Below are 26910 nucleotides of genomic sequence, written 5' to 3'. Positions count from 1 at the left end.
ATTGAGATACACGGATGACACAGTCTTATTGTGTGTGGAGACTTATTCTATAATCTGTCCTTTATAGAAATCCAGGATTTTAGTACAGAACAGATAATCATATTTGGCTTGCAGCCTGTCGGAAAGTGCTTTAGTCAAGTTCAACTTTGATTCATTGTATTCTACAAATGTAGCTTTACCATTGTTGAACTTTTCACTCATAAGGCGGAAAGACTCTTCATTGGCTTTCACTGCCACTTCACTGGAATTATATTTACTTTCTGCAGCCAAAGCGTTATACCAAGATTGTTGAATTTCCTTGTAGAGCGTTTTTTTAGCATTGTCAAGTTGCAGTGTAAGATTATTCTGCTGTAAGCGGGCTGTCCGTACTTTATTACGTGTAGAAAAACGGTTGAAGAGCGGAACACTGAGATTGAATCCTACATATTTATTCAGATTGTTTTTCATCTGATTGCCGAAACTTCCTTCCGATCTTCCGCTGACTGTATAATAATTACTTCCCAGACCGGCGCTGAAAGATAACTGCGGGTAGAAGCTGCTTTGGGCAATACGGATACTGTTGATACTACCTTGTAACCTGTATTCTGCGGATTTAATACTTGGCTTGTAGGCAAGTGCCTGTGTATAAATATCATCCGGTGGGGTGAGAGGAGAAAAATCCAATTCTTCTTTTGGATTTTCAAGGACGAATCCTTCCGGTGTCGGCAATTCCAAGAGTTGGCTGAGATCCAGCAATGATAATTTGTATTTATTGTCAGACTGTACGGCAGTCATTTCATCTTGTGCTACACGAGCTTGTGCTTCAGCTACTTCGGACGGAGATGCTTTGCCTACTCCGAAAAGTCCCTGAATACGTTTCAGTTGGTCTTTGCTCAGATTTACTTGATTATAAGCTACTTTACTTAATTCCAAGTTGAACAGTACCTGCAAATAGGCAGAGGTGACATTGATGGCAATATCTTCTTTGGCTTTGTTGAGGTCTTCAATAGTTGCTTTCAAGTCTAGTTTGGCTAGTGAATATTGGTTGGATAATTGCAAACCGGTAAATATAGGTATGTTTGTACCTAAGCTAAGGCTCGTGTTAGCACTGTTAATATCACTATATGAATTGTCTACCGGAGAAGCTGTACGTCCCCAACTCCAATTCTGACTGGCACTACCACTCAGATTCGGAAGACGTGCCCACTTGCTAGTATGTACATCTACCTTACTTATTTCGGCATCGTTAGCGGATTTGCGAATCCCTATATTATGCTCGATGGCGTAGTCGATACATTGCCGCAATGTCCATGCTTGCGGCGAGTTGTTGTCCTGTGCCTGAATGGAAGTTATTCCTATTCCTGAGAGCAGGAGCACTGATATGGTTTTACGGATTGTTTTCATAGAAGTCTATTATTTGTCTTTTTTCTCTGCGCCACGTATTTTGTCCTGTGCAGTTATTCCTTTCTTTATTTCTATCTTGATACCGTCGCTCATGCCGGCAGTCACCTGCGTGCGCTGGAACTTTTGTTGGGGTACGGAATCCGTCATGAGATATACAAAGGTAGAGTCTCCGCTAAATTCAATCGTACTTTCGGGCACGGCCAATACCTGATTGGCGCGTTGCAGCACGATTTCTGCATTGGCAGAGTAACCGGAACGAATCTGTACGGAATCCGGTACGGAAATAGCCGCCTTGATTTCAAACTGATTGGCTCCGTTTGTTTCTACTCCTTTCGGAGAGATATATTCCAAAATAGCGTTGAAAGTCAGATTCTGTAAAGCACCGATTGTAAGTTTTATCGGCATTTGTTCGTGGATACGTCCTACTTCGGTTTCATCAATGTTACCACGGAAAATCAGGTCATTCATATTGGCTACCGTCGCGATAGTCGTTCCGTCATTAAAAGTATTACTCATAATAACCGAGTTTCCCGCTTTTACAGGTACATCCAGTATCAACCCGTCAATCGTAGAACGAATCATGGTACTACTGAAAGATGCGCTGTTCTTGGTAATTCCTTCCTTTACGATTTCCAAATTATCTTTGGCAGTCTGTTTTTCTTCACGTGCCTGCTTTACGGCAACTTCACTTTTCTCGTACTCTTCCCGGCTGATTAATTGATCCTCATACAGCTTTTTAATACGGTTAAAGTCAGTCTCAGCCTGTGCCGCATTAATCTCTGCCAACCGTACACGGCTTTCAGCCGAGTTCAATTGCCCGAGTTCGGGGATAACTTTAACTTTGGCAATCACTTCACCTTTCTTTACGCTTTGTCCTGCTTCTTTGTACAATTCGTCGATGATACCGGAAATTTGCGGCTTGATTAAGATTTCGTCTCTCGGTTCTACCTTTCCGGTAGCTACGGTAGTCTTTTGCAAGTCTGTTATTTCCGCCTTCACTGTTTCATAAACAGTAATTTTAGGCTGCGATTTCTGATACAGGAATACGAACGTTCCAATAAGGATTACGGCAATGATTACCAATAATGCGATTTTCAGATACTTTTTCATGATTTTATTTATGATTTTATTATTTACAATTGAACTCCCTCACATTTCTGAACATCTGAACAACTTCCGGTTTACAATGATTTTCCAATCGTAAATCGTAAATTTTCCAATCGTCCAATCCCTCTACTCGTCGCGGATGGCCTCGATCGGCTTGATAGCCATAGCCCGATAAGCGGGTGCCAGTCCTGCCAGCATTCCTAGTGCAATCAACAAGGCACAAGTACCGATTGCCAGTCCGAAGCTGACTTGAAAATGAGAGTCACTACCGCCTGAGTTTACTCCCATTTCCAACAGTTGCAGTATCATGACGGCAAAGGAGATTCCACACATCCCCGCAATGGTTGTCAGCACCATACTCTCAGAGAGAATTTGCTGCATGATGTCTCTCGGTCGTGCTCCGATAGCCCGGCGGATACCAATCTCAGTAGTACGCTCTTTCACCGTTACCATCATGATATTCGATACGCCGATAGCACCGGCGAGCAAAGTTCCCAAACCGACCATCCAGACCAGTATATTGATGCCCGTAAATAAGTTATCAACCATGGAAAACATAGCTTCCGCATTCAGGTACATGACGGCCTGTTTGTCATTGGGAGCAATATAATGTGCCGCTTTGATAATCTCTTCCATTTTCGGTTGCAGGTCAGACACTTTGACTCCATGCTTTGCGGTAAAACAGATAACATCAATTCTTCCGCCCAAGTTGTACGTTTGCTGCATGGTGGTGAAAGGTAGGGTGACAGCTTCCGAAGCCCGTCCCTGTATGTTCATATCCCCTTCGGAAGAAGACATGCCGATGATCCGGTAATAAATTCCGTCTACACGTATGTATTTCCCGCACGGGTCTTCTCCTGCTTTGAAAAGACTTTCATAAACCCGTTTTCCGATGACACACACTTTGCGCGCTTCCTTGATATCTACATCATTGATAAATCTGCCATAAGCCATTTCCTGTGATTCGATGTGAAGGTAGTCGGGATACAGTCCTTTTACGCTGCAATCATATTTTTTATCTTCATATACGGCTTTCGACCCCCAACGGGCGATAGAAGGAGTAATGACTTCCACATCTTTGACTTGCGAACGCAGGCGTTCAATGTCGACAGCTTCCAAGTCCCACCATCTTCCTTTACGGAAACCTTTGTACGCCTCACCCGTTCTTTGTGAAGCAAGGAAACCGGAATTGGTGGCGAATCCTTCAAAGTTCTTTTTCATCATATCTTCCAATCCCTGCCCGCCGCCGATAAGGGCGACAAGCATGAAAATTCCCCAAAACACACCGAATGCGGTCAGCAGACTTCTTGTTTTATTTCTTGTGATGGTTATGAGGATTTCCTCACAGGTATCCATGTCTATTCTCATACTCTTAATCTGCTCTAAGTGCTTCGATCGGTCGGATGCTGACTGCTTTGCGGGCAGGGAACAATCCGGCTAACGTACCAGCTATTACTAATGTGAGTGTAGCCTGTATGGCAATTCTTATATCGACGGTAGGATTCAGGAAAACCGTTTCTGTCCACATTCCGGTATCCATAGTCTGATTTCCGAAAGCATTGTTCATCCATTCGGTCACCCCAATACCGGCTACCATGCCGATATATCCGAATATAGTAGTGATGGTGACACTTTCTACGATAATCAGCCAAAGGATAGAAAGAGGCTTGGCTCCCAGAGCCTTGCGGATACCAAATTCGCGGGTACGTTCTTTTACGGTAATCAGCATGATATTGGAAACCCCGACAATCCCGCTCAGCAACGTGAAGATACCAATTACCCAAATCGCTATGCGAAGCATACCCGAGCCCTTCTGCTGTTGCAAATAGTTGGTAAAACGATTCCATATCCAGATAGCGCTGTGGTCGGTCGGGTCAAAACGATGATTGGCTCCTATTACCTTGCGATAATGAGCTTCGAATGCTTCATTCGCTTCTATTGTCTCCAGATTTTTGGTTGTCATGATAAGGTTATTCAGCTTATCTCCTTTATTATAAATCGTTTGCAGGGTGGTAAAAGGAATATATGCATCGCTGTCTCCGCTGTCTCCCTTATCATTATAGAGCCCTACTACCTGATACACGACATTGCCTGCATTCACAAACTGTCCGATAGGCTCCGTGTGGGTTTTATCGAAAAGGATTTCCGCTGTTTTCTTGTGAAGTACGATTACTTTGCGCCGTTCCTTAATGTCAATCTCGTTGATGAAACGCCCTTTGAAGAGTTTCACAACTTCCACTTCCGTATGATTGGGGTATACGCCGGAAAGGCTCAGACTCACATACTCCTGTCCGAAACTGAGGTTTACTCCGCCTTGCCAGACAGTTGCTCCGGCTTTAATTACATGGTCGGGGAAATAACGGTCGGTGGCGTCCACATCTTTATTGTCCAACTGTACCCGTCTTCCTTCTTTCAGGCCATCATAAGACTTGCTCGTCCATCCCGGAAAAATCTTGATGGAGTTCATAGCCCGCTCGGAAGCCGATTCTTCGAATGCATGAATCAGCCCGTTGCCTGCACCCAGCAGGACGATAAGCATAAAGATACCCCATGCTACGGCAAATCCGGTGAGAAAAGTCCTCAGCTTGTTACGTTTGATGGTACTGTATATTTCTTGCCAAATATCAATCATGATAATGTTTGTATAGTAGGTGGTGGATTTTGATTTATTTCATAATGCCGTCCTTGCCGAAAGGAGAAGCGTCGTGGTCGATGTTATCCTCGATTCGTTCGATAATGCCATCTTTGATATGTATAATCTTGTCTGTTTGGTTGGCAACACCACTCTCATGGGTGACGACTATAATTGTCATACCCATCCGGTGCAAATCTTTCAGAATCTGCATCACTTCCACAGACGTCTTGCTGTCCAATGCTCCGGTCGGTTCGTCCGCCAGGATAATTTGTGGCTGGGTGATGAGTGCACGTGCGATGGCTACACGTTGTTTCTGACCGCCGCTCATTTCGTTGGGCATATGATGTGCCCAGTCTTTCAAACCCAGCCGGTTGAGATATTCCAGTGCAAGTGCATTTCTCTTTTTGCGACTTACCCCCTGGTAGAATAAAGGAAGTGCTACATTTTCTACGGCATCTTTAAAGGAAATCAGGTTGAATGACTGGAAAATAAATCCTATCATACGGTTCCGGTATTCGGCAGCTTTGGTCTCGCTCAGATTTTTGATAAGTACATTATTCAGATAATAATCTCCGGTATCGTAATTATCAAGGATACCTAATATATTAAGTAAGGTTGATTTGCCCGAACCTGACGCTCCCATGATGGAAACAAACTCGCCCCGTTCTATTTTGAGATTGATGCCTTTGAGCACATGGAGCGGTGCTCCGTTGTTGTAAGTCTTGTTGACGTTTGTAAGTTGTATCACAATTTCCTTTATTTAGTTTCTGTTTTCTTATGATTTTCTACTATTAGACGGCTGCAAGATACGAAAAGTTGCAAAGAGGGTGAACTTTTTTTGAAAAACATTTTGTAGACTCAATCTTCTTTACGTAATTTGTGTGCAGTAAACTTAATGATTAACTAACCCTTTTAAATAAAAGTATCATGAATTCAAACATGGAAAGACCCTACGTAGTAGGTATCGACATCGGCGGAACGAACACCGTCTTTGGAATTGTTGACGCACGCGGAACTATTATTGCCAGTAGCTCAATCAAAACTGCCGGTTATCCTACTGCCGAAGAGTATGCTGACGAAGTTTGCAAGAACTTGCTACCGTTGATTATCGCTAATGGTGGTGTTGATAAAATCAGAGGTATCGGTGTCGGTGCTCCGAATGGTAACTACTATACGGGAACTATTGAATTTGCTCCGAACTTGCCATGGAAAGGAATCCTTCCGTTGGCTGCTATGTTTGAAGAAAGACTGGGCATCCCTACTGCTTTGACAAACGACGCTAATGCTGCCGCTATCGGTGAAATGACTTACGGTGCTGCCCGTGGTATGAAAGACTTTATCATGATTACACTGGGTACCGGTGTAGGTAGCGGTATCGTTATCAACGGTCAGATGGTGTATGGACATGATGGTTTTGCAGGTGAATTAGGTCACGTGATTGCTCGTCGTGACGGTCGTATCTGCGGTTGCGGTCGTAAAGGTTGTCTGGAAACTTACTGCTCGGCTACCGGTGTAGCCCGTACTGCACGTGAATTCTTGGCTGCTCGTACAGACGGCAGCTTACTTCGTAACATTCCTGCAGAAAACATCACTTCAAAAGATGTATATGACGCAGCCGTACAAGGAGATAAACTTGCACAGGAAATCTTTGAATTTACAGGTAACATTTTGGGTGAGGCATTAGCAGATGCTATCGCGTTCTCCAGCCCCGAAGCTATCGTATTATTCGGTGGTTTGGCTAAATCGGGTGATTATATCATGAAGCCGATTCTGAAGTCAATCGACGATAACGTGCTGAATATCTATAAAGGCAAAACAAAATTACTTGTTTCCGAACTGAAAGACTCTGATGCTGCCGTATTGGGTGCCAGTGCTTTGGCTTGGGAACTGAAAGATATTAAGGAATAATATCAATTTTATAATAAAGGTAATGAAAATCCCTGGGAGCTATTGCTTTCGGGGATTTTTTTTGTCTCTGCCGGAAGAAGGTGTAGTGTACTGTATAAAGGGCTTGAGATGAAGATGAGTTTCGGCACCGAGAAACAACAGTTTCCACACCGAGGAAACAACAGTTTCTCACCGAGGAACAACTCCTTGGTCGGTGAGGTAAAAGCGCTGGGGTTAAATAGCCAATAAAAAAGGGAACTTCATATTGAATGAAGCTCCCTTTTTTATTTCGAATCTTAGAGTAACGCTTAGTTATTAACTCTTTTTTCTTTGATTCTAGCTTTCTTACCAGTAAGAGCACGCAGGTAGTACAATTTAGCGCGACGAACTTTACCTACCTTGTTCACTTCGATGCTGTCGATAGCCGGTGATTCGATTGGGAAAATTCTTTCTACACCGATAGTACCTGACATTTTACGTACAGTAAAACGTTTCTTGTCTCCATGACCGGCGATTTTGATAACAACACCACGGTACAACTGTACACGTTCTTTGTTACCTTCAATAATACGATATGCTACTGTTACAGTGTCTCCTGCTTTGAAGCTCGGGTGCTGTTTACCGGTAGCGAATGCTTCTTCTGCAATTTTAATTAAATCCATTGTTGTTATTATTAAATTGTTTCATCGTTACAACGCAACATACCAAGTATCTCGTCTCTTGACAGCGATTGCGCGAAAGCGGTGCAAAGTAACGAATTATTTGGCAGATAGCCAAATGTTTTTTGTATATTTGTAGCATATATAAAAATAACGAACATGAAACAGACTTATGTAAAGTATCTGATTGTGGCAGCATTGGCAGGTGGTATCCTGTTCACATCCTGCCGCACGACACGAGAGGCTACGGCTCACTATCAAGTGACGAAAGTAGAAGGTAGTATGATTAAGATTGACTCTGCCTGGGACGCTAATCCCGACAAAAAAACTACCGAGGTATTGAAACCTTATAAGGATAAAGTTGACGGGATGATGTATGAAGTCATCGGTACCAGCGAAATGAAAATGGATAAGGGCGGGCCTGAAAGTCTGCTTTCCAATCTCGTTGCAAGTGTCTTGCAGCAGGCTGCCACACCGACATTGGGGAAACCTGCCGATATGGGACTGGTGAATATGGGCGGATTGCGTAATATCCTGCCGAAAGGTGAAATCACTGTAAGTGAAATCTTTGAAATACTTCCTTTTGAGAACTCCCTTTGCATCCTGACAATGAAAGGCTCGGACATGAAACGGCTTTTTAAAGCGATTGCTTCTTTGCGCGGAGAAGGAGTGAGCGGTATCCGTTTGGAAATCACGAAGAAAGGAGAACTGCTGAATGCAACAATCGGCGGTAAACCCGTAGACGACAACCAGCTCTATACGGTAGCCACTATCGACTATCTGGCAGACGGCAACGGGCGAATGGATGCTTTCCTGCAAGCGGAGAAACGGGAATGTCCGGACGGCGCTACCCTGCGCGGATTATTCCTCGACTATGTCCGTAAGCAGACTGCCGAAGGCAAAATGATTACTTCCAAACTGGATGGACGCATTACCATAAAATAAAAAGGAGAATCTAAAAACATTGAATATGAAAAGAATTCAAATATCATTCCTGCTATGCCTTGCATTGAGCTTTGCTTTTTCCCTATTTGCGCAGGATACCAAAGAGCTTATACTTTTACAGACCAGCGACGTACATAGCCGCATCGAACCTATCAACCAGAAAGGTGACCGCAACTACGATGAAGGCGGATTTGTCCGCCGGGCTACTTTCCTCGACCAGTTCCGCAAGGAACATAAGAATGTCCTGTTGTTCGATTGCGGAGATATTTCCCAAGGTACACCTTATTATAATATGTTCCAGGGAGAAGTGGAAGTGAAATTAATGAATGAAATGGGCTACGAAGCCATGACTATCGGCAACCATGAATTTGATTTCGGCATGGATAATATGGCACGCCTTTTCAAAATGGCGAAGTTCCCGGTCGTTTGTGCCAACTACAACCTGGACGCCACTCCCTTGAAAGACATCGTAAAGCCTTATGTAATCCTCGAAAAATATGGCTTGAAGATTGGCGTATTCGGCTTGGGGGCTAAGCCCGAAGGTCTGATTCAGGCAAACAAATGCGAAGGAGTCGTTTATGAAAACCCTATCGAAGTATCGAATGAAATAGCAGCCTTGCTGAAAAAGAAAGGATGCGACGTAATAGTATGCCTGTCTCATCTGGGTATTCAGATGGACGAACGCCTGGTTGCGAAAACACGCAATATCGACGTGATTCTGGGCGGACATTCACATACCTTTATGAAAGGCCCGAAAACTTATTTGAATATGGACGGAAAAGAGGTGTCCATCATGCATACCGGCAAAAGCGGTGTGCGTGTAGGTCGTCTCGATTTGACTTTGAAACGTAAATGAAGATAATTCCCTCAATTTTAGCGATTTTATTTCTACTCTCAGCCGGACAGGTCACAAGTTCGGCTCAGAATACTAACACTGCCACTGTCGAACCACTGCTAGTTTATAAAGCTCTTCAGGATGAAGATTGCCGTCACTGGGTAGACTCGGTGATGAACAAACTCTCCTTTAAAGAAAAGGTGGGACAGTTATTTATCTACACCATTGCTCCGGTAGATACCAAGCGAAACCTGGAACTGCTGCGCGAAGCCGTCGATACCTATAAGGTGGGCGGACTTCTCTTCTCCGGTGGAAAGATGCAAACCCAGGTCGACTTGACAAACCGGGCGCAAAAAATGGCGAAAGTACCTATAATGATAACCTTCGACGGAGAATGGGGCTTGGCGATGCGTTTGCGCGGAACACCTGTTTTTCCGAGAAATATGGTACTGGGATGTATCCGTGACAATCAACTGATTTATGAATATGGGAGTGAAGTAGCCCGTCAATGCCGGCAGATTGGTGTACAGGTCAATTTTGCTCCGGTGGCGGATGTGAATATCAATCCCAAGAATCCGGTCATCAACACCCGTTCCTTCGGAGAAGACCCGATACAGGTAGCAGACAAAGTAATCGCTTACGCTTCCGGTCTGGAAGGTGGGGGAGTATTATCCGTATGCAAACATTTTCCCGGTCATGGCGATACTGATGTCGATTCGCATAAAGCACTTCCGGTGCTTCCTTTCACCCGCGAACGCCTGGACAGCGTAGAACTTTACCCTTTTAAGAAAGCAATTCGTGCCGGACTGGGCGGCATGATGGTGGGGCATCTGCAAGTGCCTGTTATCGAGCCGATAGGCGGACTGCCTTCTTCCTTATCCCGCAATGTCGTGTACGATTTGCTGACGGACGAGTTAGCTTTCAAAGGATTGATATTCACCGACGCACTTGCCATGAAAGGAGTAGCGGGCAACGGCAATGTCAGCTTGCAAGCACTGAAAGCAGGCAATGATATGGTACTGGCTCCGCGCAATCTGAAAGTAGAGGTTCCTGCCGTGCTCGAAGCCGTTGAAAAAGGAGAACTAAGTAAAGAGGATATTGAAAATAAATGTCGTAAAGTACTGACTTATAAATATGTATTAGGACTCAGGAAAAAGCCGCACATACAATTATCCGGTCTGGAACAGCGAGTCAACAGCCCTCAGGCACGTGATTTGATTCGTCGGCTGAACCAGGCGGCAATTACAGTTCTGAACAATAAGAATCATATCCTGCCACTTCATGCCGACAAGGCGCAGACGATTGCACTGCTCGAAGTGGGAAAACCGGGTGAAACGGAAGCATTAGCTAAGCAAATGTCCCGCTATACATCACTGGCGCGTTTTCGTCTCCGTCCCAATCAGACAGAAGAAGAAAATAAACGATTGCGTGATTCACTGGCTACTTATAAACGAATAGTCATAGCCGTAAGCGAGCAGCGGCTGTCTCCTTATCACCCGTTCTTTGCTAAGTTCGCTCCCGAAAGTCCGGCTATCTACCTGTTCTTCACTCCTGGCAAAATGATGTTGCAGATTCACCGTGCGGTGTCTCACGCTTCTGCCGTAGTGCTGGGACATAGCCACAATAGCGACGTACAGCGTCAGACAGCCGATATCTTATTTGCCAAAGCTACTGCCGACGGACGATTATCAGCAAGCGTGGGCGGATTATTCCCGACAGGTGCGGGAGTGACTATCACGCCAAAAACTCCTTTGCACTTCATCCCGGAAGAATACGGCCTTTCATCCGCTCTTCTTAAAAAGATTGACACCATTGCATTGGACGGTATTCAGCAGGGAGCCTATCCCGGTTGTCAGATAGTAGTCCTGAAAAACGGGCATGTCATGGTTGATAAGTCGTTCGGCACTTATACTGGAAAAGGAAGTCCCCGTGTCGAATCTACGGACATCTATGACTTGGCTTCCCTCTCCAAGACAACGGGCACTCTGCTTGCCGTCATGAAACTCTACGATAAGGGACGTTTCAATCTGGCCGATAAGATTTCCGATTATCTGCCGTTCCTGCAACGTACTGATAAAAAAGATATAACGATTCAGGAAATACTGTACCACCAGTCCGGGCTGCCGTCCTGGCTTCCTTTCTATCAAGAGGTTATTGATAAGGACAGTTACGATGGAAGGTTGTTCAGCGCACGCAAAGATGCGCAGCATCCGGTGCGGATTGGAACAACTACATGGGCGAATCCGAAATTCAAGTTTAAAAGCGAATACATCTCTCCTGTCAAAACCGGCGACTATACAATTCAGATTTGCGACAGCCTGTGGTTGAACCGTTCTTTCCGGAAAGTGATAGAAGAAAAAATAGTGGAAGCTCCGCTGAAACAGAAACGCTACGTATATAGCGATATAGGATTTATTCTGTTGGGAATGTTGGTAGAGCAACTGGCAGGTATGCCTATGGAAGCCTACTTGCAACGTGAATTTTACGAACCGATGGGGCTGGAACGTACAGGCTACCTGCCTTTGCGCCGTTTCGCCAAATCAGAAATTGTCCCTTCCAACAAAGACCGTTTTTTACGGAAAGAGACTTTACAGGGATTCGTTCATGATGAGGCTTCCGCTTTCTTCGGCGGACTTGCCGGAAATGCCGGACTTTTCTCTACTGCCCGAGAAGTGGCGCGTGTCTATCAGATGTTGCTGAATGGGGGAGAGATAGGCGGACAACGCTATCTGAGCAAAGAAACCTGCCAACTGTTTACGACAGAAGTGTCGAAGATAAGCCGTCGTGGTTTAGGATTTGATAAACCGGATATGGAAGACTCGAAGAAAGGAAACTGCGCGTCCGAAGCTCCTGCCGGAACCTACGGTCATACAGGCTTTACCGGTACGTGTGCTTGGGCAGACCCGGTGAACGAATTAGTCTATGTCTTTCTGAGCAACCGTATTTATCCCAATGTCACCAACCGAAAGCTGAACCAACTGCATATTCGTGAACGGATACAGGAAGCGATTTATGGTGCGATGAAGAAAAAGTAAGCAAGAAAAATAGGCACGGATTACACGGATAACACGGTTTCTAATTAATTGGAACCGTGAAATCCGCGTAATCCGCGCCTAAATATTTAAAAAAAGAAAGTAAAAGGCGGCTATATTAAAAAGTCACCTTTTACTTTTTTATTATTAACGTAATATTCTGATAGTTGCAATTCTTTTTTAGAACGATACACCCAGGCGGAAGCCGAAGTTGCTCAATCCGTCTACACTGTAATGCAGTACGTCAGCCTTGTTGGTACCATAGCTGTAGTACAAAGCAAAGTGCAAGCCCGGACCGTACACCCAAGGGAATACGTTGATACCCACTTCAGGAGAAGCATAGAAGCCCCAACTGTTTTCTCTTGCTTCAAGCATATTGAAGTTAGAGCGTACTTTCGCATATTCAGCACCGAGTTTAGCGCTGACATAAGGTTGGAAAGAACCGCCGCGGTTCCATTGGTAGCGTGCAGCAGCACCGAAAGGCAACTGGAAAATAGTATGTTGCTGGTCGGTAGTGACATCACCGTTTGCCATTTTGAATGTTTCACGACCTACATATTCGTGGTTGCTGTGGTAGTTGAGGAAAAGTCCCAAACCGATGTTCGGAGTTACGAAATAACCACCTTCGAAGTTCATACCCCAGCCACTTGCCTTGTCGGCAAAATGATTGCTTAGCGGAGCATTGAACTGCCAGTCGATATTGGCATATCCATTGTCTGATAACTGTGCCTTAGCCGGCATGGCGAAGGCGATGGCAATAGCCGCCAAGGCTACCACCTTGAAGTATATATTTTTTCTTGTTTTCATAACAGTTGTAGTTGATTATTTGTTAGTAAGATAAGGTGACTGAACGAATGACTGGTTGACAGCTTCCACAGCAAGAGTGCGGTTGATAGCTTTGGATCCAGTGTCAAATCCGGTCAGGTAGCTTGTCCATACAACAGGCAGTTTTTTGCTTTCACCTTGGTCGGCATTCAAGTTCACCATTTCTGTCAGGAATGAGTTGGTACTATAACTGTAAGTCACAGCATACGGGTAGTACCATCCGCCACCCCAGTTTCCGCCCCAGTAGTTCGGACCCCAGTAACCGGGATAACCCCACCACCATTCAGGTTGAGCGTAGCTGGTGAAATAATAAGTACTTGCGATGTAGCTTACTTGGATACCAAGGTCAGCATCTTCTTTCGTATCAGCGACTGCATACCCTCTGGCTTCCATGTTTTCCGTGTAAGCAGCCAGAATTTGTTCAGCGCCTTCTCCTTCGAGATATTCCGGTTCTTTACTATCACTGATCACCAGGATTTGAGGTGCCAGAAAGAATGTAGGAACTTTGAAGTCAGCTTTCTCGTCGTGGTTAGTGTACACCAGATAGTTGTCATCCAGCTTACCCATGTCCGGGTCTTTTTCGCAAGAAGCGAGTGCAAAGACCGCCAATAAAATAGGAATTAATTTCTTCATATCTTTATAATGTTTAGGTTATATAAAAATCATGCCCTGGTACCTTGGGGCTTTTGCAAGAAACAACAAGAAAAAAATAAAAAGGTTCGCTTGAAAAATAGTTTTGCCGGAAAATTAACATCTTTCTTTTCGCTCCCGCCATCAAAAAAGATGAGCAATCTGCCGATGGTTAGGCGGATTGCTCATCTTTTTATTGTTTACTGAAATTTGTTTGAAAATCTCTTGTTAAAACAGAGGTTTTAATAATTCCGGTATCTCCACTTTATCAAGTTCCAGTTCATTCACCCGTTGTTTGCCTGCCGGGGACAGGTGAAAATACATTTGCCGGCGGTCTTCGTTTCCGAGTGTCCGGACAATCAGTTCTTTTTCTTCCAGTATCCGAAGCATCTTCGATGTATGTGACGGGCTCAAGTCCGTTTGTTTTGACAGGTTAGTAGCCGTCATTCTCTCCGTAGAGCATTTGAGAGTACACAATATCATGGCCTCGTTCAGTGATATCCGGTAGACTTTTTCAAATGCAGATTCAAAGCTTGTCATGGCTCTGAATACATCTCGCATTGCACATATTGTTTTCATATCTTATTTGAATAAATTTTATTAGTTACTTCCGTTAAATAAACAGATTAACGTTGGCATTATCCGCTCGTTCCATATACGTTGCAACACCGCCGATGGTCACATCGTCCAGGAGTTCTTCTTGTTTTACTCCCATCACGTCCATCGACATCTGGCAAGCAATAAATTCCACTCCGTTCTCCAGAGCTTGTTGACGCAGCGATTCAAGTGAGTCGATTCCCTTCTCCTTCATGATATACCGCATCATTTTTCCACCTATTCCGCCCATGCTCATCTTCGAAAGTTTTAGCTTCTTAGAGCTTGACGGCAGCATCATACCAAACATTTTTCCAAAAATATCTTTTTCTACTTTCGGCTTTTGCAACTTCTTGATAACGTTCAATCCCCAAAAGGTAAAGAAGATTGTAACTTTCTGTCCCGTGGCTGCTGCGCCGTTAGCGAGTACAAAGGTAGCTAAAGCTTTATCTAAATCATCACTGAACATGATAAAAGTTTTTCCTTTGCCCTCACAAGTAGTAACAATATTGCATGATTTTGGTTCTCCTTTTTCAATAATAACGACAGATTTTCCACCGGATGCTTCTTTAGAAATCAGTTGATTACCAGTCGAACTGCACCATGCGGCGGCATCGCGCGGGAATCCCGGGTCGGTTGCCGTAATCTCCACCCGTTCGCCCGAAGCCAATCCGTCCATTGTTTTCTTCATTTTCAGAATTGGGCCGGGACATTGCAATCCGCAGGCATCTACCCGGATGGTTTTGGCGGCGGTGACGGTAGCGGCAGAAGTCTCTATTTCGCTTCCATTATCTTCGTGTATAATAATAGGAGCTGTGGCAGCACGATATGTCTTGAGCCCGCCCGAAAGATTACGTACCTTCTCAAATCCGTGTTGTATCAAGATGCGGTAAGCAAGATATCCCCGCAGTCCGACAGCACAGAACGTATAAATCATCCGGTCTTTCGGCAGTTCCGTCAGTCGGTCGCGCAGCTCATCCAACGGAATATTCACCGCTCCCGGCAAAGTACCTAAAGCAAATTCGTCCGAAGTACGGACATCCAGCAGGAATTTATTCTCCATCTCAATGTCTCGCAGTTCTCTCCAATAGACAGGGTTCGTTTTACCGGTGATAATATCCTCTGCCACATATCCCGCAAGGGCTACCGGATCTTTGGCGGAAGAGAACGGCGGTGCGTAAGCCTGCTCTACTTTCATCAAGTCATAGATTGTTCCCTCATGTTTGATGACAAGCGCGAGCTCGTCAATCCGCTTGTCCACTCCGTCATAGCCCACAATCTGTCCGCCATATAGCCGTCCCGTCTGTTTGTCGAAAGTAATTTTGATACTCATCGGCATGGCATCCGGGTAATATCCGGCATGGGAAGACGGATGAATGGTAGACGACATATAATCAATCCCTTCCACCCGCAGCCGCTTTCCGGGTAATCCGGTAGAAGCTACCGTCATATCGAAAACCTTGGCGATGGAAGTACCGATAGAGCCTTCATAAGGAATCTTCGATCCCAGTATATTATCCGCAGCGATACGTCCCTGACGATTGGCAGGCCCGGCAAGATAGTTAAGCCAGGGCTTTCCTGTAATCGGATGGCGATATTCAATCGCGTCGCCGATAGCATAAATAGATTCATCGGACGTCTGCAAATAATCGTTTACGGCAATACCGCCGGCAGGGCCGATAGTCAGTTCGGCAGCCCGTGCCAGATTCGTTTCCGGGCGTACACCGATAGATAAAATAACAATATCGGCAGCAATGGACTGACCATTCTTAAAGTTGACCTTCAATCCTTTTCCGTCCCGTTCGAAAGAAGCTACTGCCTGCTCCAAATACAGGTTGACTCCCTTATCCATCAAATGCTGATGTACCAGTGAAGCCATTGAGAAGTCAATAGGCGCCATCACTTGATTGCCCATTTCCACAATCGACACCTTCGCCCCCTGTGCATGCAGGTTCTCCGCCATTTCGAGTCCGATAAATCCGGCTCCTACCACTACCGCTTGCCGCGGAGCATGGCTGTCGATATATGCTTTGATTTTGTCCGTATCCGCAACGTTTCTTAGCGTGAAGATTCCGCTCAGGTCTATTCCCGGCAGGGGCGGGCGTACAGGAGAAGCCCCGGTTGATATTAACAACTTGTCGTAACTTTCCTCATACGTATCTTCACTGCTTTGCCGCACTGTGACCGTCTTTCTTTTCCGGTCGATAAAAATCACTTCATTCTCCGTCCGGACATCAACGCGGAAGCGTGTAGAAAATGCTTCGGGAGTCTGAACGAACAGTTTTTCACGTTCTTCGATGACTCCACCTATATAATAAGGTAAGCCGCAATTGGCATACGATATATACTTTCCTTTTTCCAAAAGGATGATTTCTGCTGACTCGTCTACTCGTCTGATTCGGGCAGCAGTGGTAGCTCCGCCTGCAACGCCTCCGATGATGATTATTTTCATATATTTATTAGTGTAAATAGTTTCCTAAGGAAATAACGAACTACGTAAGCAAAATGTTCATGGATTCATTGAAAAAACTTATATTTGCACACCCTGTTTTTCATTCTTCTATTTAATATAGACAAAATTGTATGAGTAAAATTCTTATTATTGACGATGAAGTCCAGATTCGCAGCCTTCTGGCTCGTATGTTGGGGCTCGAAGGGTATGAAGTATGTCAGGCAGGTGACTGTAAAACTGCTATCAAACAATTGGAAGCCCAGTCGCCCGACGTGGCTTTGTGCGATGTTTTTCTTCCGGACGGAAATGGTGTAGACCTGGTGTTGAACATTAAAAAGACAGCTCCCAATGTTGAAGTGATTCTTCTCACTGCCCATGGCAATATCCCCGACGGCGTGCAGGCTATCAAGAACGGTGCGTTTGATTATATAACGAAAGGAGACGATAACAATAAGATTATCCCCCTGATTAGCCGTGCCGTAGAAAAGGCGAAGATGAACGTCCGTCTGGAGAAACTGGAAAAGAAAGTCGGGCAGATGTATTCGTTCGATTCTATTTTGGGAGAGTCGAAAACATTGAAAGACGCAGTCCTGCTGGCGCAAAAGGTATCCGTGACAGATGTACCTGTATTGCTGACCGGAGAAACCGGAACGGGAAAAGAAGTATTTGCGCAAGCCATACATTATAATAGCAAACGGAGCAAACAGAATTTTGTGGCAGTCAACTGTTCCTCTTTCAGTAAGGAATTGCTGGAAAGCGAAATGTTCGGGCATAGAGCCGGTTCGTTCACCGGCGCATTGAAAGACAAGAAGGGACTTTTTGAAGAAGCCAACAACGGCACCATCTTTCTGGATGAAATCGGCGAGATGGCTTTCGAACTGCAAGCCAAGTTATTGCGTATTCTCGAAACGGGCGAATATATAAAGATAGGCGACACCAAACCGACACGGGTCAATGTACGTATCATTGCCGCCACCAATCGCAACTTGCAGGAAGAAATCAAGGCAGGGCGATTCCGTGAAGACCTGTTCTACCGCCTTTCCGTATTCCAGGTACATCTTCCTGCACTGCGCGAACGTGCGGGAGATATTAAAATCCTTGCCACCGCTTTCGCCAAAAGTTTCTCTGAAAAGCTCTCGTACGCAATCAATGAAATGACTCCCGCCTTTCTTCAAGCGTTGGAGCAACAACCCTGGAAAGGAAATATCCGCGAACTGAGAAACGTCATCGAACGCAGCCTGATCGTTTGTGAAGGCGGACGATTGGACGTCTGCGACCTTCCTTTGGAGATTCAGAACACTCACTATGAATGTTCGGACGATACGGCGGGCAGCTTTGAATTGGCTGCGATGGAGCGTCGGCATATTGCCCGTGTGTTGGAATATACAAAAGGGAATAAGACAGAGGCAGCCCGCTTGTTGAAAATAGGGCTTACTACACTGTATCGGAAGATAGAAGAATATAAGATATAGGTAAAATAAATGAATGCCCCGCGCTTCACAGCGCAGGGCATTAGCATACAAACAAACAAAAATAAAACACAGTGTGGTATTAGGGGTGACAGCTTCCTGATAGCTAAAGTGGGAATCCCTGAACTCTTTCTTGGGAATTAGCTATTGGTATACCGTCCCACACCATGTAGTTTGCGTGTATCCTTGATTTACATACAAGAAATCTCTTTGTGGCACATAGCAACTCAGTCCGCTATGTGTATGTATCGTAAAGCCGTATGCCAGTCCCGGAAGGAAGCTCGGCGTGGCGGCAGAATAAGTAACAATGTTCTTCCATAAGCCGTCCACATAGGTCTTTAATGCCGGATTGGCAGTCAGCAATGCTTCTTTAAGGTCGAAAAACAAGTGCCATTCGTTGCGGTTAAAACACTGCAAGGCGGAAATTGTTCCGGCGTCCGGCTCCCAACGTAGAAAAGCGGCACGCGCAAGCAGTGCCAGTTCTTCCAAATGTCCGGTTCGGACAACGCTGATAGTGGCTGAGCGGTAATCTCCCGTTTTGCCGTCCCATGCATTGAAATAGGCTTGGGCAAATTTTTCCAGTTCGGGTGTCGGCTGAAAGAGAAAAGGTAAGGCGGACGGATACACTTCCGTCATTCCCGGACTGACAATCTCCGTAGGCGAAGCGATGATAGCTTCCGTCTTGTCTTTCAGTTCATAAGCCACTTCCACACTTCCCATGTAGCAACCCTCGAAAAGGATAAAATCCCATTTCTTGTTGCCGGGCAGGGGCAGGGCAGAAGCAAAATCCGCTAATTCCATCTCATCCTCTCCGTCGGTGCCGACACTACGCGTCCCGGGTCGGTAGTCATAAGGCTCTTCCAAACCGCCTGCCGGCAACCATGCAGTTCCATGCGAAAACAGGATAAGCCCGTAGCTTGGGGCGGAATAGTTTTTCAAAATATCGTTCAACACTTGCTCCATCACTTCTGCTGAGGCGGAGTTTTGCGTCGTATAAGTTTTCAATACCTGTCGTGGATTCTCAGTGGCGGCACTGATTTCCAGCAGTTGGGGTGATACATTTCTGCGGTCATAATAGACAAACAGACGGTTTTGCGAATAATCGGCAGAGAGAAAACCGGCTGTAAGCGCTGTGATTTTTTGCTCTATTTCCGAAGATAAACTGTTGTCTCCGGCAAGATAGGCGATAATAATCCGTTGCGTGTCTTTTTCCTGCCGGGGATTGATAGGGTAGAGATACCCTTCGTCGTTGCACGAACTGAACAGCAGGCAGCAACAGCAAAAGAAAAATAACCGGTAACGGATAATAAACAATATGTGAAGTAAATATTTCACAAAGTAAGAGTTTGTTTGTAGCTTGAATTTGAAAAGATAAGAATATATAGCCGGGTAAGGCTATAATAGGACAATACCCGGCTATGGTTGTTGAGATAAAAAAGTGGGAATAATTAATTAGGAATAATGCTGCTCCAGTTGCTTCCTTCCATACCGGAATAAAGATCCTTGATGTCCTGGCTGGCATATACCAGTTTGCAATCAGCACCTGATGTTGCGAATAAAGGACCGAATGCGCTGCCAGTCTTGTTGATTGTCAGCGTCTTGCCGTTATTCATAATCAATTGGTACTTCGGCAGTCCGTTTGCATTTACATAAGGCAATGAACCGCCGTTTACTGTAGTGTTTACACTCGATTTGAAGTTGTTGTTGAATGTACCGCCGGTAATCAATGCTGCCGGGCTTGTTGCGTCCGTAGCGCCGATTACTGCAACTTCAGAGTTGTATGAACCACCGTTGAATGTAGCAGTTTCTTCTACAATAATGTCAACAGAATTGTAAGTTGTACCTGCGAATGTTACGTTTTTAGCAGTAATTTTTGTCGGCCAGCCGTTAGATACCACTTTCTCAATAGTAACATTAGCGCTGCTGGTTACTTCAAATTTCTGGATACTGGGCAAATCTAAAGTGATGTTGTTTGCCAGGCCTTCTAATACAACGTCTTCTCCGTCTTTCGTCAATGTCAGTTTGATGTCATTGGTTACATTACCTTTAAGAGGTGAGAAATCTGCCGGGTTGGGCACGTCCGTACCGCTCATGTTGATGACAGGTTTTGTTGCGTCAGCAGCAGAAGCCAGGTTCTTCATGTCAACGAGGTCTTGGATAACGAGGTCGAAGTTATCTTTGTTGATACCTGTAATGTCGATTGAGATTGCTTTACCGTCATCACCGCGTACCACTTTGACGTATGCGCCGTTTTGGTCACCTTCAGGGATGAAGTGCTCGTCAGTGCTTTGCTTCTTGTCGTCGTCAGTGATAACTACATTTTCAGTACCGCCGGTGAACTCGTCAACGATAGTAACTGTGCAGCTATATGCCTTGTACAGGTTCATCTTGATGATAGTGTGCGCGTTTGTTCTTACAGGAACGTTGCTTGCGTTGCGGATAGCTACCAGTTTGTAACCGTCTGCTTCGTCATTGATTGTAGTCAATGCGGCAGCGTCGGCAGTAAAGTCCGGAGTGCTTTCTACGTTGTAACCTTTGAAGCTCAAAGAGTAGGTAGCGTCTTTGCCGGCCGTTGCAGGGATAACGTAGTTCAGGTCGAAGATAGGATAATACTTATCGCCGTCTTTGTACCATTTTACGCCGTTTACGTCGTCAGAAGTGCTGGTAGCGGAAGCTACGTCGAACGGACGGTGGAAATAACTCTTGGTAGTCGGAGTTGCCGATACCGGAGCCTGTGTCAAAGCGTTGTAGCCGGTCGACAAGTTAGTCACTTCCATACCCAGGTATTCGAGGATATTTTCTTCACCAATGTTGTTCAAAGCGTCAGCCCATTCAGTCTTGTTGTCGTAGTCGGTCAAAATCAAGCTGATTTTAGCGAACTTACGGGTAGCTGTGATAGGAATTGCAGTTGAAATACTGTTATTTTCTGCTCCGTCTGCAATATTGTAAGTACCGTCTGCGTTCACGGTGAACTTGATAAGTCCGGTGTAAGCGTCGCGCGCTTCAGGAGTTTCAACGATAGGCATCAATCCGTCAGTGAATTCCAGTTCCGACACGCTGGCAAGGTTTTCAGTCTTCCAGTAGTAGTCGTTACGGTTCTCAGTGCTTGAAGAAGTCACCGATTTCGGAACGAAGTCTACCCATACCACAGCGGTATAGCTGTTTCCTGCCGCCAGGCGGAATTCAGGAAGATCAATATCGTTGCCGCTGGGAGCTTCTGTCAATACAGTTCTCACCTGAGTGTATGGAGAGGTTCCACCATTGGCGAATATCTGCAAAGTTGCACGTACATTCACCATGTCAATCATTTCAGTATCGGAGTCTTTCCAGTTAGACCATCCACCTTTTGAGAAATCCGTACCCGCATAAGTACTGATCGCATTCCCCATGTTAATTTTGAACGCTACAGGAGTCTGCTCACCTGTCACAACCTGCTGGTTGTCAACAAATGCATCGTCACCGCACGCCGTCATCATAGCTGTTGCAGCTATTAACGACCAGAATAAACTTTTTTTCATGCTTTAAAAAAAATTGGTTAATAATAAAAATGTATCACTGTTTGTAATAGTAAAGAGAATCTTTATGGGATATACTCTTTGAATGTCAATGGGTATATAGTCGCACCATCTTCCGGTTCTCCTGTCGCTCCTTTGATTAGCAGCATATAATTCGGGTTAGGCAGATTGATTGAGATAGAAGAATAATCCGCCGCATTGCTTCCGTAACGTTTGAATGTGACCGTCTCGCCTTCTGTCGCTGTTTCCGCTTCGATATGGAAAGATAAAGGAATCACGTCCGGCATCGGTACGGGCACCAATAGATAGTCGTGCAGCGCAAACGTCTTGTTAAAGGCGGAAACCTCTTTGGGATAAAGCGACATGGAGTTTGTCCTTGCTCCCGAAGCCGTTCCGGCCCATACGCTGAATCGGGTATATAGTGTATTCCCCGTTTCATATACAATCCGGATATTCTTCAGGCTTTCCGTCCATGCGCTACCGCTTGCGTCAGTCAGCTTCACCCACGGGAGAGACACTTTCACGAACGGACGTCTCAGCTTGATGGAAGTCAGCTTGTCTTCGTCTCCCTCCTTGATGTCCCCGTTCGCTTCGATGGTAAACGGTTCGGATTGTCCGGCATAAGCATCCTCTATGTTCGTGCCGTTGGCGGCTGCTTCTGCGTGCGCTGCTCCGATCACTTCGATGAGGCGTATATCATTCAATCCGTTCGATGTATTGTAAATCAAGTCCGTATCCGTTCCTGCCGCGATATAGTCCGCCCAGCAGATAGCCTTGTACGTGTCGTTGGGAGCCAGGCGCAAGTCGGGGAAAGTGATGGCGCCGGTCAGTCCGCTGTTGTCATCTATCAATTGGCGGGCTTGCGCCACGCGCAGGTTCGTAGTTGTTGAGTAAACCTCGATTTTGCAGCGCAGGCGATAACCCGCGGGCACTTGCTTGTCGCCGCCGGCACGGGTGACAATTCCGTAGTCCGTCGCTATTTCCGGTTCGTTCGCAGCCTTTGTGTCGACTGTTGCCTGTATCGAAATGCGGGTTTCCGGTGATTCGGACGGCTCTATATTCAAGGGCGATTCGTTGCTGCATGCCGCAGCGAGAAACGACAGCCCGAAACATACTGTCCGGAAATACTTCTGATGATTCATAAGCCTGTATTTTTTCATCTTATTCTATCCTTAAAATTATTCATTAATCAGGTATCACTATTTCTATTATTTCGTCGAAATCATCGTCGATACCCGGTGAACTGGGCTTGCGGACGGTCAGGAACGCGCCATATACCAATGTATGCTTGTTGCGTTGCATACGTATCTCCGCGTTGCCGCTCTTGTGTATGCTGCTTCCGTCTGCCGCGTGAGTTTCTACTATAATGTTATAATAGTTGTCCGTTCCGTCGCCCGGACCTATAAAGATGAGGTCTTCCGCCAGTTTGTATTCTTTCCCTTCCGTATGTATGCTTACGGGATGGTCGAATGCCGCGCCGGATTGCGAGCCGCTTGCCACTTGGCGGAACGTGTCGAACATCGGCGGTATCCACATCTGGTAATTCACTTTGGCAGTATGCGGCACAGGCGCGTCGGCTCCCTCTTTTTCAAAATACTCTTCCATATCGTTGGAAATCACCGTATATGTGCCGAAGGGGCGCAACAGTTCCAGTTCTTCCGTAAAGTCGAGGTCGTTTGCGTGAGAGTGCGGCACTCCGTATCCGCTGTAATCCCAAGTGGCGCTTCCGCTGAAAGCGTCTTTGGTGGCTCCCGCTCCGAACGGTTCCAGCATCTTGACGCTGCTGAGTGAAGCCACGTCGAAGTAAGGGTTCGAGGTTTGTCCGCTTGCCAATGGTTCAGCCCATGCCAACACGGCAATCTTTGTGGCAGGAAGGTCTACGTTCACTGTCTGGCTGTTGTTGCCTTCGTTCAGTGCGCCGCCGTTCACAATTTTGCGTTCCAGTTGCGTTTCCAGTCTGCCGTCATCGCCCATTGTCCAGAATTCCAGTACATAGCGCACCGATACATTGCTCGCGGTGCGTGTGTAGTTCGAATAAATAGGTTCGTTATCCCACGCCGTGTTGAATTTGAGCGTCAGTCGGGTGTGGCAGACGTGCGGATGCGCATCCAGGTAACAAAGGTCTTTCTTCTCACACGAACTCAGCAGTAGCAGGGAAAGTATCAACAGTGCCGCCGCAGATGCGGAAATCATTGTTGTTAACCTTTTACGTCGTATCGTCTCTTTCCGGTTTCCCCATTCAGACACGTTATATTTGTTATATAAATCCATAGTTTCAGTATCTTTTTCTATTCTCATAATCAGGTCCTCCTATGATTTAAAATCTCCAGACGAGTGAAGCCTTGATTTTGCTTGGTCCCCAATAGTTCTTGCCTTTATGCTCCTTGTACGCGTTGCATGGGTCGTACCAGAAATACTTGTCATATTTGAGACGGTTGTATCCGGCAGAGATGCCGAGGTCGAAATAGAGGCAGTCGAAACGGTTGAATTTGAAGATGTATCCGTAAGAGACACCCATTCCGCGGATGTTTCCCTGGCGTCCCGTGCTTCCGAATTTCACGTCATATTCACCGTAGAGTCCGTACAGTCCCCAGTAAGAACCCTGGAAAGAACGGTCGTCGCGTATATACATGCGCACTTCCGGTGATACGGATGCCACGTTGTAGCTGTTTCCTTTCGCTTTGCTGTCTTTCAGCCAGCGGTATGCACCTTCTACGGCGATAGAGTAGCGGTTGCCCAGGTATGCTTCCAGTTCGATGTTCGGGGTGATAAGCGCAGCCCACGAAGCGAGATTCGTTTTGATAGCCATAAACGGCGGGTCGCACCGGCAAGGTTCCGGTTCTTGTACTACCGGTTTCTGCGGGGTTCTTTTCACCGTATCCACCTCTACCACTTTTATCTCTTCCTTCACCACGGGCGGAGCAACCACAGGCACAATTTTTAGTAACTGTACACTGCTTGCGCTTCTCAGCTTCGGATAGAAAGTGTTCAGCATATAGCGGTAAGCGCCGCCGGGCAATTTCTTGAGGGCGATTTCCGGATCCGTTCCTTCGGGCGTATTGTTGAGAATATCCAGTATGCGGGCTTTCTCCTTCATATCACTCTTTTCGACCATGACACGCAGCTCGTTCCAGTTCTCCCCACCTGCCACTACTTCAAATAGTCCGGGCGCGAGTCCTGTCTTGGCTACCAGATAGTCTTTCAACACATCTGCTCTGGCTGCACTGAGCTTCATGTTCAGTGCCAGCGGACCTTCGGGGGATGCATATCCGATGATGCGGATGTGGTCGATGACGTACTCATTTTTGTCTATAATCTCTTGTACTCTGTCGATACATCGTTGTAGAGTACCTCTGTTGCCGTTGTATTCCAAATCAAGGTTACTTTTTCCTGTTTTGAAATGGATGTACCAGGCTTCCGGATCCTTTGTCAGCGAGTCGGCGGGGAGTATTTGTCCCCATGCGGCGCACGTCATCAGAATACTTCCGGCTAATAGGCATAGCTTTCGTCTTAAATATTCCATACTGGTTTTAAATTTTTGTTTCTCTGTGGTGTGCGCCGTTACTTTGTAGGTAACGGCACGTGCCGCCCCAGGCAGTCGGAAGCGTCCTCTGAGCGCGGTTGGCATGGATAAAAATACAAAAGGAGAGTCGCGCCACTGTGAGCACAGTTGCGTACGTTTAGTTTTCGTATCCAACACCCGGATACGACTGGAATATTTATGCGATAAAGTTGCTTGGTTTAGTTTAGGAAAGTTTTCATTTTAGCAAAATCTTTGCTTTTTTATAAAAACCTGCAAAAAAAATGTTAGTTTTGTTTTCTTATTTCAAATTCAATGCATATATTTGCCGAATCTTTCGTGTACCGTTACCTACAAAGTAATAGTCTATGTAAATAATTGAATTACAACAGTGTAGCTGTCGAATATTGATTTTTGCATCCTTTCTCGGCTTCTTTTTTAATGTAAGATATTATCATCCTGTTTGTCTTATCTATTTCCTTTTGCTCGAAGGCTTTTAAATACGTTTCCGTCACTTTCACGGACGAGTGTCCCAAGGCGTTGCAGATAACTCCTGTCGCACATTTCTTTTGATAGGCAGTTGTTGCCCATGTGTGGCGGGCTGTATAAGATGATAGCTTTTCTCCGAGATTCATTCTTCTTGAAAGCTCATTCAGCTTTCTGTTGAATCCTCTTAGTATAGCTTGATACAGTTTGTATTCTTCCTTACTTCCGAAGCCGTTTGTATTTTGCGTCTTCGGATTGTCCGGTAAGATAGATAATAGATAGGGTGACCTGGGATTCCGGTTGGCCAACTGGTTGATAAGCCGCATTGCTTCGGGAGTCACGTTCACGGTGATTACCCGTCCGGTCTTTTGTCTCTTATAGGTAAGGGTGTTCCCGTGCAGGTCGCATTTCCTCAGGCGGGCAAGGTCGATAAACGGCATTCCTCTTAATAAGAAAAGGAGTACGAACCATGACTGTGCTTCCCTTAGCGAGGGGAGTGTCTGGCGGGCAACAAGTATGTTTCCCATATGTCCGGGTGTCAGCGCGCGTTTCGTGTCTGCCCGTACACCGGTATATACACTGTCAAACAATCCCTGCTTCCATTTGAGCCGTCTCTCTTTGGTGGCTCTGTGATAAGTGGCGCGCAGCATACGCATATAGGTAGATACGGTATTCATGCTGAGCATGTTCTCAAATAGATACCTCTCGAAGCCCTGCAAAAGGACCGGAGTGAAAACTTTATCCAACTTCATTGTGCCTTTCTGTTTGCTACACCAATATTGCGATATAGCATTCAGGGTACTTTGATAAACGTGGGCTGTCCCATACCGCCCCTCGTTTTCCAGTCTTCGTATGACTGTCTCCATAAAACTTTTTAAATCATTCATAATTCCATTGTTTTTTCAATTAAAAACTGAAGGAACAATTGCAGACGTA

21 protein-coding genes are annotated in these 26910 nt (G+C 45.7%); 5 read left to right on the top strand and 16 right to left on the bottom strand.

Annotated features, from left to right (window positions below):
* Positions 1 to 42: 42 nt before the first annotated feature.
* From BacF7301_RS01370 to BacF7301_RS01350, 5 genes are all read right to left on the bottom strand, one after another.
* Positions 43 to 1383, bottom strand: a complete 1341-nt coding sequence (locus tag BacF7301_RS01370) for a TolC family protein (protein WP_167959632.1) — start codon at positions 1381 to 1383, stop codon at positions 43 to 45.
* Between the two features lie 9 nt (positions 1384 to 1392).
* Positions 1393 to 2493 carry an efflux RND transporter periplasmic adaptor subunit gene (locus BacF7301_RS01365; RefSeq protein WP_167959631.1) on the bottom strand — a complete coding sequence of 367 codons (1101 nt, stop codon included), beginning with the start codon at positions 2491 to 2493 and terminating at the stop codon, positions 1393 to 1395.
* 123 nt (positions 2494 to 2616) lie between these two features.
* Complete coding sequence (locus BacF7301_RS01360) at positions 2617 to 3858, bottom strand: ABC transporter permease (RefSeq protein WP_167959630.1); 1242 nt, start codon at positions 3856 to 3858, stop codon at positions 2617 to 2619.
* 4 nt (positions 3859 to 3862) lie between these two features.
* Positions 3863 to 5122, bottom strand: coding sequence for an ABC transporter permease (locus tag BacF7301_RS01355; protein ID WP_167959629.1), 1260 nt, complete (start codon positions 5120 to 5122; stop codon positions 3863 to 3865).
* A gap of 34 nt (positions 5123 to 5156) precedes the next feature.
* Positions 5157 to 5873: an ABC transporter ATP-binding protein gene (locus BacF7301_RS01350; RefSeq protein WP_167959628.1), complete on the bottom strand. Its 717-nt coding sequence runs from the start codon at positions 5871 to 5873 to the stop codon at positions 5157 to 5159.
* A 179-nt stretch (positions 5874 to 6052) separates the two neighbouring features.
* Here BacF7301_RS01350 and BacF7301_RS01345 point away from each other — a divergent pair, with 179 nt between their 5' ends.
* Positions 6053 to 7033 (top strand): ROK family protein, encoded by a 981-nt coding sequence (locus tag BacF7301_RS01345; RefSeq protein ID WP_167959627.1) that lies wholly within the window; start codon positions 6053 to 6055, stop codon positions 7031 to 7033.
* A gap of 287 nt (positions 7034 to 7320) precedes the next feature.
* On the opposite strand, the gene rplS is transcribed toward BacF7301_RS01345, so the two are convergent.
* Positions 7321 to 7674 carry a 50S ribosomal protein L19 gene (gene rplS, locus BacF7301_RS01340; protein WP_167959626.1) on the bottom strand — a complete coding sequence of 118 codons (354 nt, stop codon included), beginning with the start codon at positions 7672 to 7674 and terminating at the stop codon, positions 7321 to 7323.
* Between the two features lie 156 nt (positions 7675 to 7830).
* Between rplS and BacF7301_RS01335 the strand changes: the two genes are divergently transcribed.
* Genes BacF7301_RS01335 through BacF7301_RS01325 form a run of 3 tightly spaced genes read left to right on the top strand, consistent with a single transcriptional unit; the run spans position 7831 to position 12486 of the window.
* The gene (locus BacF7301_RS01335) at positions 7831 to 8616 is read left to right on the top strand and encodes a 5'-nucleotidase C-terminal domain-containing protein (protein WP_167959625.1); all 786 of its coding nucleotides are present in this window, start codon (positions 7831 to 7833) and stop codon (positions 8614 to 8616) included.
* Between the two features lie 25 nt (positions 8617 to 8641).
* The gene (locus BacF7301_RS01330) at positions 8642 to 9472 is read left to right on the top strand and encodes a bifunctional metallophosphatase/5'-nucleotidase (protein ID WP_167959624.1); all 831 of its coding nucleotides are present in this window, start codon (positions 8642 to 8644) and stop codon (positions 9470 to 9472) included.
* Complete coding sequence (locus BacF7301_RS01325) at positions 9469 to 12486, top strand: serine hydrolase domain-containing protein (protein WP_167959623.1); 3018 nt, start codon at positions 9469 to 9471, stop codon at positions 12484 to 12486. Before BacF7301_RS01330 ends, BacF7301_RS01325 begins: the two co-directional genes overlap by 4 nt.
* 177 nt (positions 12487 to 12663) lie before the next feature.
* Here the strand turns inward: BacF7301_RS01325 and BacF7301_RS01320 are convergent, their stop codons facing one another.
* From BacF7301_RS01320 to BacF7301_RS01305, 4 genes are all read right to left on the bottom strand, one after another.
* Positions 12664 to 13290 (bottom strand): porin family protein, encoded by a 627-nt coding sequence (locus BacF7301_RS01320; RefSeq protein WP_022138548.1) that lies wholly within the window; start codon positions 13288 to 13290, stop codon positions 12664 to 12666.
* A 15-nt stretch (positions 13291 to 13305) separates the two neighbouring features.
* Positions 13306 to 13941: a DUF4136 domain-containing protein gene (locus BacF7301_RS01315; RefSeq protein ID WP_167959622.1), complete on the bottom strand. Its 636-nt coding sequence runs from the start codon at positions 13939 to 13941 to the stop codon at positions 13306 to 13308.
* A gap of 225 nt (positions 13942 to 14166) precedes the next feature.
* Positions 14167 to 14517, bottom strand: coding sequence for a MarR family transcriptional regulator (locus BacF7301_RS01310; protein WP_167959621.1), 351 nt, complete (start codon positions 14515 to 14517; stop codon positions 14167 to 14169).
* Between the two features lie 34 nt (positions 14518 to 14551).
* Positions 14552 to 16984, bottom strand: a complete 2433-nt coding sequence (locus BacF7301_RS01305; RefSeq protein WP_167959620.1) for an FAD-dependent oxidoreductase — start codon at positions 16982 to 16984, stop codon at positions 14552 to 14554.
* Between the two features lie 131 nt (positions 16985 to 17115).
* Here BacF7301_RS01305 and BacF7301_RS01300 point away from each other — a divergent pair, with 131 nt between their 5' ends.
* Positions 17116 to 18456, top strand: coding sequence for a sigma-54-dependent transcriptional regulator (locus BacF7301_RS01300; RefSeq protein WP_167959619.1), 1341 nt, complete (start codon positions 17116 to 17118; stop codon positions 18454 to 18456).
* A 141-nt stretch (positions 18457 to 18597) separates the two neighbouring features.
* On the opposite strand, the gene BacF7301_RS01295 is transcribed toward BacF7301_RS01300, so the two are convergent.
* The 6 genes from BacF7301_RS01295 to BacF7301_RS01270 all read right to left on the bottom strand — a co-directional run bounded on the left by BacF7301_RS01295 (position 18598) and on the right by BacF7301_RS01270 (position 26861).
* Positions 18598 to 19788: a clostripain-related cysteine peptidase gene (locus BacF7301_RS01295; protein WP_167959618.1), complete on the bottom strand. Its 1191-nt coding sequence runs from the start codon at positions 19786 to 19788 to the stop codon at positions 18598 to 18600.
* A 113-nt stretch (positions 19789 to 19901) separates the two neighbouring features.
* Positions 19902 to 21971, bottom strand: a complete 2070-nt coding sequence (locus BacF7301_RS01290; RefSeq protein WP_167959617.1) for a DUF6562 domain-containing protein — start codon at positions 21969 to 21971, stop codon at positions 19902 to 19904.
* 62 nt (positions 21972 to 22033) lie between these two features.
* Positions 22034 to 23110, bottom strand: coding sequence for a DUF6562 domain-containing protein (locus BacF7301_RS01285; protein ID WP_245208307.1), 1077 nt, complete (start codon positions 23108 to 23110; stop codon positions 22034 to 22036).
* A gap of 43 nt (positions 23111 to 23153) precedes the next feature.
* The gene (locus BacF7301_RS01280) at positions 23154 to 24266 is read right to left on the bottom strand and encodes a DUF6562 domain-containing protein (RefSeq protein WP_245208306.1); all 1113 of its coding nucleotides are present in this window, start codon (positions 24264 to 24266) and stop codon (positions 23154 to 23156) included.
* Positions 24267 to 24285: 19 nt separating this feature from the next.
* Positions 24286 to 25491, bottom strand: a complete 1206-nt coding sequence (locus BacF7301_RS01275) for a DUF3575 domain-containing protein (protein ID WP_167959615.1) — start codon at positions 25489 to 25491, stop codon at positions 24286 to 24288.
* Between the two features lie 380 nt (positions 25492 to 25871).
* Entirely contained in the window at positions 25872 to 26861 is a 990-nt protein-coding gene (locus BacF7301_RS01270) for a tyrosine-type recombinase/integrase (RefSeq protein WP_167959614.1), read from the bottom strand.
* Positions 26862 to 26910: the final 49 nt, after the last annotated feature.

The organism is Bacteroides faecium, from assembly GCF_012113595.1.
GTDB classification, from domain to species: domain Bacteria; phylum Bacteroidota; class Bacteroidia; order Bacteroidales; family Bacteroidaceae; genus Bacteroides; species Bacteroides faecium.
The sequence above is the reverse complement of the archived record's forward strand: the minus strand, read 5'-3'. Positions and strand labels throughout refer to the sequence as shown.

Excerpts from the sequence above, each read along its gene's own strand:
- BacF7301_RS01370 (WP_167959632.1), bottom strand. The coding sequence starts at position 1,383 with ATGAAAACAATCCGTAAAACCATATCAGTGCTCCTGCTCTCAGGAATA.
- BacF7301_RS01365 (WP_167959631.1), bottom strand. The coding sequence starts at position 2,493 with ATGAAAAAGTATCTGAAAATCGCATTATTGGTAATCATTGCCGTAATC.
- BacF7301_RS01360 (WP_167959630.1), bottom strand. The coding sequence starts at position 3,858 with ATGAGAATAGACATGGATACCTGTGAGGAAATCCTCATAACCATCACA.
- BacF7301_RS01355 (WP_167959629.1), bottom strand. The coding sequence starts at position 5,122 with ATGATTGATATTTGGCAAGAAATATACAGTACCATCAAACGTAACAAG.
- BacF7301_RS01345 (WP_167959627.1), top strand. The coding sequence starts at position 6,053 with ATGAATTCAAACATGGAAAGACCCTACGTAGTAGGTATCGACATCGGC.
- rplS (WP_167959626.1), bottom strand. The coding sequence starts at position 7,674 with ATGGATTTAATTAAAATTGCAGAAGAAGCATTCGCTACCGGTAAACAG.
- BacF7301_RS01335 (WP_167959625.1), top strand. The coding sequence starts at position 7,831 with ATGAAACAGACTTATGTAAAGTATCTGATTGTGGCAGCATTGGCAGGT.
- BacF7301_RS01330 (WP_167959624.1), top strand. The coding sequence starts at position 8,642 with ATGAAAAGAATTCAAATATCATTCCTGCTATGCCTTGCATTGAGCTTT.
- BacF7301_RS01325 (WP_167959623.1), top strand. The coding sequence starts at position 9,469 with ATGAAGATAATTCCCTCAATTTTAGCGATTTTATTTCTACTCTCAGCC.
- BacF7301_RS01320 (WP_022138548.1), bottom strand. The coding sequence starts at position 13,290 with ATGAAAACAAGAAAAAATATATACTTCAAGGTGGTAGCCTTGGCGGCT.
- BacF7301_RS01315 (WP_167959622.1), bottom strand. The coding sequence starts at position 13,941 with ATGAAGAAATTAATTCCTATTTTATTGGCGGTCTTTGCACTCGCTTCT.
- BacF7301_RS01310 (WP_167959621.1), bottom strand. The coding sequence starts at position 14,517 with ATGAAAACAATATGTGCAATGCGAGATGTATTCAGAGCCATGACAAGC.
- BacF7301_RS01305 (WP_167959620.1), bottom strand. The coding sequence starts at position 16,984 with ATGAAAATAATCATCATCGGAGGCGTTGCAGGCGGAGCTACCACTGCT.
- BacF7301_RS01300 (WP_167959619.1), top strand. The coding sequence starts at position 17,116 with ATGAGTAAAATTCTTATTATTGACGATGAAGTCCAGATTCGCAGCCTT.
- BacF7301_RS01290 (WP_167959617.1), bottom strand. The coding sequence starts at position 21,971 with ATGAAAAAAAGTTTATTCTGGTCGTTAATAGCTGCAACAGCTATGATG.
- BacF7301_RS01285 (WP_245208307.1), bottom strand. The coding sequence starts at position 23,110 with ATGAATCATCAGAAGTATTTCCGGACAGTATGTTTCGGGCTGTCGTTT.
- BacF7301_RS01280 (WP_245208306.1), bottom strand. The coding sequence starts at position 24,266 with ATGAGAATAGAAAAAGATACTGAAACTATGGATTTATATAACAAATAT.
- BacF7301_RS01275 (WP_167959615.1), bottom strand. The coding sequence starts at position 25,491 with ATGGAATATTTAAGACGAAAGCTATGCCTATTAGCCGGAAGTATTCTG.
- BacF7301_RS01270 (WP_167959614.1), bottom strand. The coding sequence starts at position 26,861 with ATGAATGATTTAAAAAGTTTTATGGAGACAGTCATACGAAGACTGGAA.